Here is a 2,551-nt window from a genome sequence, read left to right on the forward strand (position 1 = left end):
GGCACCGGCCAGGTCGGCGTTCGTCTCGTCCGTCACATCATCGGTCATAGTCGGCTCCCAGGGTCGCCAGCGTCTCATCCGACCAGGAGTCGGCTGCCCAGCGCAGCGTCAGCTCGCCGAGCGGTTCCAGTTGTTCGAACGACAGCGCCGCGTGCCGGTAGAGCTCCAGCACCGAGATGAACCGTGCCACGACGATGCCCGGCTCGGTCACGCCGGCCACGAGTTCACGGAAACTCACCGACTCGGTGCCGCGCAGCAGCGTCACCACGATCGCCGCCTGCTCGCGGATGCTGACCAGGGGCGCGTGCAGGTGATCGAGCCCGACGTGCGGGATCTCCTTCGGGGCGAAGGCCAGGAGGGCGAGAGCGGCGAAGTCGTCGACACTCAAGGACCACACGAGCTCCGGCGTCTGACGTCGGTGCTTCTCCTCCAGACGGACAGCGCGCACGTGACGACGGTCTTCGCGCTGCAGACAGCGGGCGAACCAGGTCGAGACCTCCTTGAAGGCCCGATACTGCAGCAGGCGTGCGAACAACAGGTCGCGCGCCTCGAGCAGAGCCACCGCCTCGGCATCGACCAGCTCGCCCTGAGGGAGAAGACCGGCGACCTTCATGTCGAGCAGGGTCGCGGCCACGACCAGGAACTCGGACGCCTGATCGAGGTCCTCGTCGTCGTCAAGTTGGCCGAGGTACGCGATGAACTCGTTGGTGACCGCGCTCAGCGATACCTCGGTGATGTCCATCTCGTGCTTCGAGATGAGGTTCAGCAACAGGTCGAAGGGGCCGTCGAAGTTCGACAGCGAGACCGTGAAGCCGCTGGCTTCGGCGGACGCTCCTTCGTCTGCGCTCTCCTGGAGCGACGGGTCGACGGGTGCTTCGTCAGGCGACGGCGCCACGGGCGACCAGCTCCCGCGCCAGCCGCAGATACGCCTGAGCGGCGGCATGCTCGGGGGCGAACTCGGTGATCGGCACGCCCGACACGGAGGCGTCAGGGAACTTCACGGTGCGGCCGATCACGGTTTCCAGCACATCGTCGCCGAATGCCTCGACCACACGCTCGAGCACCTCACGGGAGTGCAGCGTGCGCGGGTCGTACATCGTCGCCAGCAGGCCGTCCATCGTGATCGAAGGGTTGAGCCGGTCGCGGACCTTGTCGATCGTCTCGATCAGCAGCGCGACCCCGCGCAAGGCGAAGAACTCGCACTCGAGCGGGATGATCACGCCGTGGGCCGCCGTCAGCGCGTTCACGGTGAGGATGCCGAGCGAAGGCTGGCAGTCGATCAGGATGACGTCGTACTCCCCCGCCACCTGGCGCAGGACGCGGGCGAGGATCGTCTCTCGCGCGACCTCGTTGACGAGGTGCACCTCGGCAGCGGAGAGATCGATGTTCGCCGGCATGACATCGAGGCCCTCGACACTCGAGTGCACGATCGCATCGTGGGCGTCGCGCTTGGTGTCCAACAGCAGGTCGTAGATCGTCGGCACGTCGTGGGTGGGGATACCGAGGCCCGCAGAGAGCGCACCCTGGGGATCGAAGTCGACCGCCAGCACCTTCCGGCCGTATTCGGCCAGCGACGCGGCGAGGTTGATCGACGTGGTCGTCTTTCCGACGCCGCCCTTCTGGTTGCACAGCGCGATGATGCGTGCAGGGCCGTGGGACTTCAGCGGCTCGGGGATCGGGAAGCCGTGATACGGACGGCCGGTGGGTCCCATGGGGGTCTCGTCGGCCTTCTGCGCCTTCGCCCTGGACTTCGCCACTTTCTCAGCCACCCGTTCTCCTGCTCCGTCGTGCTTGGTCGATTGTACCGGCCATGCGGTTCTCCGGCCGCCTCGGCACGCGGCAGAGCGATCGGCGCGCGGCAGCGCCACCGACACGCGGCAGGCGACCCGAGCGGGCGCGGCAACTCTTATCGGGCGCGCGGGTGCGACGTCGCGTAGATGTCGCGGAGCGCGTCGACGGAGACGTGGGTGTAGATCTGCGTCGTCGCGACCGACGAATGCCCGAGGAGCTCCTGGACCACGCGCACATCCGCCCCGCCCTGCAGGAGGTGCGTCGCGAACGAGTGCCGCAGGGTGTGCGGGGAGACGTCGACCGTGATCTCCGCTCTCTCGGCGGCAGCGCGGATGACGAGCCAGGCGCTCTGGCGTGAGAGCGGGGCGCCCCGAGCGCCGAGGAACAGTCGGGCAGAGGCACGTCCCTTGGCCGCCAGTCCCGGACGCACGCGCGTCAGGTACGCGTCCACGGCGGCGCGCGCGTAGGAGCCCACCGGCACGATGCGCTCCTTGGCCCCCTTCCCCCGCAGTCGCAGCACGTCGCCGTGCGCCAGGTCGTCCACGTCGAGGTCGATGGCCTCCGACACCCGGGCTCCGGTCGCATACAGGAGTTCGAGCAGCGCGCGATCGCGGATGCCGAGCGGGTCCTCGGGCGATGGCGCGGCGAGAAGGCGCTCGACCTGCTCGATGGTCAGGGCCTTGGGGAGCCGTCGCGGCGCCTTGGGCGGGCGGAGCCGGCCGCTGGGGTCGTCAGCCTCGATGCCCTCGCGTGCCAGGAA

3 protein-coding genes are annotated in these 2,551 nt (G+C 68.8%); all 3 read right to left on the reverse strand.

The window, feature by feature from the left end:
- Nucleotides 1-37 precede the first annotated feature (37 nt).
- Complete coding sequence (locus DSP71_RS10110; protein ID WP_046749373.1) at nt 38-895, reverse strand: ScpA family protein; 858 nt, start codon at nt 893-895, stop codon at nt 38-40.
- Entirely contained in the window at nt 879-1,712 is an 834-nt protein-coding gene (locus tag DSP71_RS10115; RefSeq protein WP_168441067.1) for a ParA family protein, read from the reverse strand. Before DSP71_RS10115 ends, DSP71_RS10110 begins: the two co-directional genes overlap by 17 nt.
- A 194-nt stretch (nt 1,713-1,906) precedes the next feature.
- A partial coding sequence (locus DSP71_RS10120) for a tyrosine recombinase (RefSeq protein ID WP_113681020.1) occupies nt 1,907-2,551 on the reverse strand: 645 nt, incomplete at its 5' end.

The organism is Microbacterium sp. H6 (assembly GCF_003314775.1).
Lineage (GTDB): Bacteria > Actinomycetota > Actinomycetes > Actinomycetales > Microbacteriaceae > Microbacterium > Microbacterium oxydans.

What these genes read in the sequence shown, in the direction of transcription:
- DSP71_RS10115 (WP_168441067.1), bottom strand. Translation starts at nt 1,712, where the DNA reads ATGGGACCCACCGGCCGTCCGTATCACGGCTTCCCGATCCCCGAGCCG.